Source organism: Heliomarina sp. (assembly GCF_052826185.1).
In genome coordinates, this window is sequence record NZ_JBRBUI010000038.1 from 1 (window position 1) to 5,185 (window position 5,185).

The 5,185-nt window shown below is 57.5% G+C and carries 4 protein-coding genes and 1 pseudogene; 4 read left to right on the plus strand and 1 reads right to left on the minus strand.

The window, feature by feature from the left end; all coding sequences use genetic code 11:
• Together ACU0FH_RS11715 and ACU0FH_RS11720 are read left to right on the plus strand one after the other, a co-directional pair.
• Window positions 1–621 (plus strand): aldehyde dehydrogenase family protein (locus ACU0FH_RS11715; RefSeq protein WP_446194793.1); only part of this gene is annotated, 621 nt, incomplete at its 5' end.
• 8 nt (window positions 622–629) lie between these two features.
• Complete coding sequence (locus ACU0FH_RS11720; RefSeq protein WP_197918802.1) at window positions 630–2,711, plus strand: FAD-dependent oxidoreductase; 2,082 nt, start codon at window positions 630–632, stop codon at window positions 2,709–2,711.
• 75 nt (window positions 2,712–2,786) lie between these two features.
• Here ACU0FH_RS11720 and ACU0FH_RS11725 read toward each other — a convergent pair.
• Window positions 2,787–3,720 (minus strand): annotated as a pseudogene (locus tag ACU0FH_RS11725) (IS5 family transposase).
• 252 nt (window positions 3,721–3,972) lie between these two features.
• Here ACU0FH_RS11725 and ACU0FH_RS11730 point away from each other — a divergent pair.
• Together ACU0FH_RS11730 and ACU0FH_RS11735 are read left to right on the plus strand one after the other, a co-directional pair.
• The gene (locus ACU0FH_RS11730; RefSeq protein WP_009827026.1) at window positions 3,973–4,875 is read left to right on the plus strand and encodes an alpha/beta hydrolase; all 903 of its coding nucleotides are present in this window, start codon (window positions 3,973–3,975) and stop codon (window positions 4,873–4,875) included.
• 125 nt (window positions 4,876–5,000) lie between these two features.
• Window positions 5,001–5,185, plus strand: a 185-nt coding sequence (locus tag ACU0FH_RS11735; protein ID WP_446194794.1) for an NAD(P)-binding protein, incomplete at its 3' end; no start/stop codon positions are given.

Consider the following 5,185-nt stretch of genomic DNA (forward strand, 5'->3'; position numbering starts at 1 on the left):
AAGCTGCGCAATGCAGGCCAGGTGTGCATCGCCCCAACCCGGTTTTACGTACAACAAGGCATCTACGATCGATTTCTGTCCGAACTAGTTTCAGCATTTGAGAGCGTAAAGGTGGGCGCTGGTTTAGCCGAAGGCACGCAGATGGGACCATTGTGTCATCGCGGACGCGTGAATGCGATGGAAAAGCTCGTCGAGGATGCCCGCGAAAACGGCGCACGGGTGTTGACGGGAGGCAAAAGGCTTGGAAATCATGGTAACTTCTATGCCCCGACAATCGTCGATACGCCCAACGACGACATTGACTTGATGCGCGAAGAACCCTTCGGCCCGATTGCTGTCGTCTCGTCTTTTCGTGACATAGAGGACGGACTGTCGCGGGCCAACGGGCTACCCTTCGGGCTGGCGTCCTATGTCTTTACCAATTCGTTAGAGCGTGCAGATAAAGCAGCTGCGGGTTTGCAGGCAGGTATGGTAAGCATCAACCAGTTCGGCCTCGCTCTGCCCGAGACTCCGTTTGGAGGCGTGAGAGACAGCGGCTATGGGACTGAAGGCGGGACGGAAACCTTCGAAGGCTATCTCATTACCAAATTTATCTCGCGCAATCGCGCGCCAGTGCTGTGAGGATGCCCATGCCTGTTGAATTAAGCTTCTCAAATGACGCAGCAATTCTGACCATAGACAATTCGCCGCTTAACCTAATCAACGCGGAGGTTCGGGCTGGAATACAACACTGTATCTTCAAAGTCCTCGAAACTGGGGCTACCAGGCTGATTATCACCGGCACAGGAACGACCTTCGTCGCGGGCGCGGATGCGAAGGAATTCGGTAAGTTGCCTGTTGATCCACAACTAAATGATGTGCTGATGCAACTTGCACACCTCCCGATTCCTACTATCGCAGCAATCAACGGGGCTGCGCTTGGTGGGGGACTAGAGATTGCTCTGGCTTGCTGCTATCGCATCGCCTCAACTTCTGCCAAACTGGGCTTGCCAGAGGTAAACTTGGGGATCGTGCCTGGCGCAGGGGGAACCCAAAGACTGCCGCGACTTATCGGTATTGAAGCTGCGCTTGACATGATTGTCACCGGGAAGGCTGTTTCCGCCGAGCAGGCACTGAAAATGGGACTGATCCAGCTGCTAGCCGATGACCCGCTTGGCGCGGCCATAGCTCTCGATGACGATGTACTTGAGGCGGCACAGGCACCCGACAATCTTCCTTCACCAAAGCCAAACCACGTCGCAGCGGAAGTCGCCCGAGCGCATGTAGCGCGGCGTATGCCTGGCCAGAATGCCCCGCAGGTTGCGGTGAACCTAGTCGCGACCAGTGCGACGACGCCGCTGCACGACGCACTAGCCAGCGAGCGCTCTGCGTTTTTGGACCTTCGTACCTCGGATCAGGCGCGGGCCCTTAGGCACGTTTTCTTCACCGAGCGTACCGCAACCAACAAGGGGCGCGCCTACCCCCGACCTTCCCGAGATGCTGAAACCGCCATCGTGGTCGGTGGTGGCAATATGGGCGCAGCTATTGCGTACACGCTGGCGACCGCAGGGATCTCGGTGACTGTCGTCGAACGTAGTGCCTCGTCCGCCGAGTGGGCCAGTAAAAACCTGCAAAAGCTGATTGATCAGGGTATCAGTCGCGGTATTCTGTCCGTCGATGCGGCAAAGACGGTTGAAGACCGGCTGGTTACGGTCTCAGGCTATGACGCTCTGCCACCAACCGATCTAGCAATCGAGGCGGCCTTCGAGGATTTTGCGGTTAAGACCGCGATCCTGACCGAACTCGAAGGCGCACTGCCACCCGAGACCATCATTGCCACAAACACATCCTATCTCGATGTAAATCGGCTCTCTGATGGGTTGAAACACCCGGCACGCTTTGTAGGGATGCATTTCTTCAGTCCTGCGCATATTATGAAACTTCTGGAAGTCGTCAGGAGCGACCGAACGTCAGACGGAACATTAGGTGCAGCACTTGTGCTGGCGCACAGGCTTGGTAAAATCCCGGTACTGTCTGGTGTTTGCGATGGCTTCATCGGAAACCGAATTTTGTCGAGCTACCGTCGCGCCGCTAATCGCCTTCTGGTGGAGGGGGCTAATGTCGACGAGATCGACGCGGCTATGCGCGGATTCGGTATGGCGATGGGTCCATATGCTGCACAGGACATGTCGGGGCTGGACATCGCCTACGCGAATATCCGTCGCAAGGCAGTTGCCGAAGGGAACTGCTGTGGTCACGTGCCCTTGGTCGAGCGGCTGGTCGAAAAGCACAAACGCCTAGGACGCAAATCGGGCGCCGGATGGTACGACTATGGGCCAGACGGCAAACCCTCACATTCGGAGCTGGTCGCTAGCGAAATACTCCGTGTCTCAGAAGAAATGAACTTCACTCGCCGCGAGTTCTCAGCTGACGAAATCGTAGAAAGGCTCTTGCTCACAATGGTGGCGGAAGCCTGCGATATCCTTGACGAAGGCGTAGCAGAAAAACCGCAAGACATCGACCTAGTAATGATTCACGGCTACGGATTTCCCCGCTGGCGGGGAGGCCTGATGCACCACGCCAAAAATATCGGCAAGGATCGGTTGACCGCGCTCTTCAGCGCGCATGTCAAAGAGGATCCTTGCGGCTGGAGGGTGCCTCGTTATTTAGAAAGAGTTTTCGCGACCGGGGAGGAACATGTCAGCATGTTTCCCACGATCACCGGCAGATAAGTTGTCTTTCTGTGGTAGAGGGAGTCTGTTTTGCAAATGGGGTGATGGCCGTGGTTGCCCTTTCCCCGGATAAACTTATCCCACAGCTTCCGTAACGGGTATGCCGAGTGCAGTGTATCCGTTCAGGACGGCGATGCGGACTGGGAGTGCCGCGACCTGACGGTCAAAGTCCCGCGCTATAAGGCGATGCCCCAGCGACATGACACAGTTCATTTTCGTCTCGACACTGCTTCGGCGGTGGTATCCGCTCCATCGTCGCCAGAGCGCGCGAGCCAGGCACTTCGCCGCGCGCAGGGCCTCGTTTCGCGCCACGGCTCCGGCGGTGATGGTCTTCCATGGCTTTGCGTTCTTGCGTGGCGGGATAACGGCGTGGGCACCACGGTCAGCAATTGCGTCGTGGCATTTCCGTGTGTCGTAGGCACCGTCAGCCATGACACTGCCGATCTACTGGTCCGCCGGGATCTGGTTGAGGAGGTCGGGTAAAACCCATGCATCGCCGATGTGGCTCCCTGTGACCTCGTCACTGCGCGAACCTCCAGTGTTTCCTCGTCAACCCCGAGATGGATCTCGGTCCAGACGCGCCGTTTGGGTCCACCATGCTTGCGGGCGTGCCACTCGCCTTCGCCCGCGACTTTGATACGCGTGCTGACAGCAGGTGCAGCGGCCCCTTGGAGCCGCGATTCGAGATGTTCACGGCCAGGGTCTTCTGACGCCGGGACAGGGTGCTGAAGTCGGGCACAGTCCGGACGAGACCAACCAGCTGCAGCAGGCTCTAGACGAACCCAGTCGTCTACCGGAGCGCCATGCCGAATAACACCTTCATGGAAAGGCAGGTCTGGCTGGAGGCATCGCTGTAGGTCTGCTGCCGGCCACGACTGCCTATCGGCGCGGCCTCCCAGCTCATTTCGGGGTCGAACCAGATTGCCAGAGCGCCCCGGCGCTTGAGCGCTTCATTGTAGGCTCGCAAGTTCCTGGTGTTGTAGGTCGGGGGTGCAGTCTGCTCATGCACCCCGGCTACCAAGCCGGGTTCATAAGATGGATCCCGCACGGAATTTGTTCAACAGAGCCTAGTAGCAGGCATATCTGCCTCACGACAGGCTGAGCAAGATCATACAATTTCCAAAGCAGGTATGTTCAATACACGGTGCATTCTTCGCCCTTACTCTGAGATCATTGGCGTACGCCTCAGACCGTTTGACGCCTCCGAGATTGGCGACGTCAGGTGGTGGCTTTGCCAAATGTTACTCTTGGGAGGATAAATATGGAAATCAGTAGAGAAGCGGATACGCTGCGGGCGCTTTATCAGAATTGGACCGATCAGATGGTCGAGAACCCAGACCTGACGATCGCGAACTTGCGCAGCATGTTCGATGAATGGGGGCAGCCTGCTCTAGAGCCGGAAAACGTTAGCTACAAAAGCGATCATATCGGAGGAGTCGAGGCTATCTGGGCACTGCCTGTCGGGGCCGATACCTCGCGTGTAATTGTTTACACTCATGGTGGCGGCTTTGCCGTCGGCTCAGCCGATAGTCATCGGAAAATGGCAGGGCACCTCGCTAAGGTGCTTGGGGTTACGTCGGTGATCCTGCACTATCGACGCGCACCCGAGCACCCATTTCCGGCGCAGATCGAAGATGCGGTAGCCGCGTACACAGCATTGCTGGATAAGGGCTTCAAGGCAAGAAATATTCTGACCGCTGGCGACAGTGCTGGCGGCAATCTTGCCATCGCCAGCGTGCTGAAATTTCGCGAACTTGGGCTGCCACTGCCCGGAGCGGTCATCGCATATTCGCCCTGGCTAGACATGGCGATGCGCGGGGAAACACTGGAAACCAACGCGGAAACCGATGCGCTAGTCGGGAAACCGATTCTCGAAGCGATGGCGGGAATGTTCCTCGGTGAAGGCACTGATCAGCTAAATCCGTTGGCCAACCCTCTGGAGAACGATTTCACCGGTTACCCGCCGCTTTATATCAATGCCGGAGGGGCTGAGACGCTTAGGAGCGATGCCGAGCGGTTGCACGAAAAGGCCAAGGCACAGGGCGTAAATGTGACCCTGTCTATCGTCGAAGGCATGCAGCATGTCTTTCCCGCGCTTTCGGGACGCGCGCCCGAGGCGAACGAGGAACTTGGTCGCATCGCCGCATGGTATCAGGCCCTCTGACACCTGTACTCGCACTGCATTGCGGTGCGGTGCGGTGCGGTGCGAGAGAAACCCCTACGACACATTCATCTGCCATCTCACCCGCAAACTGCGGGGCGGAGCAGTCTTACTCTGGGAGGAGTGACATGAACATTCAGACTGAGATTACTAAAACATCCGGAGCGGATTACGACGCAGTCGTCATTGGCGCGGGCTTCGGCGGGCTTTACGCCGTCCACAAACTTCGCAACGAGCAGGGACTGAACGTCCGGGGCTATGACAGCGCCAGTGACGTTGGCGGCACCTGGTGGTGGAACCGATATCCCGGTGC

Coding starts and splice junctions, on each gene's coding strand:
- ACU0FH_RS11720 (WP_197918802.1), top strand. CDS start 630: ATGCCTGTTGAATTAAGCTTCTCAAATGACGCAGCAATTCTGACCATA.
- ACU0FH_RS11730 (WP_009827026.1), top strand. CDS start 3,973: ATGGAAATCAGTAGAGAAGCGGATACGCTGCGGGCGCTTTATCAGAAT.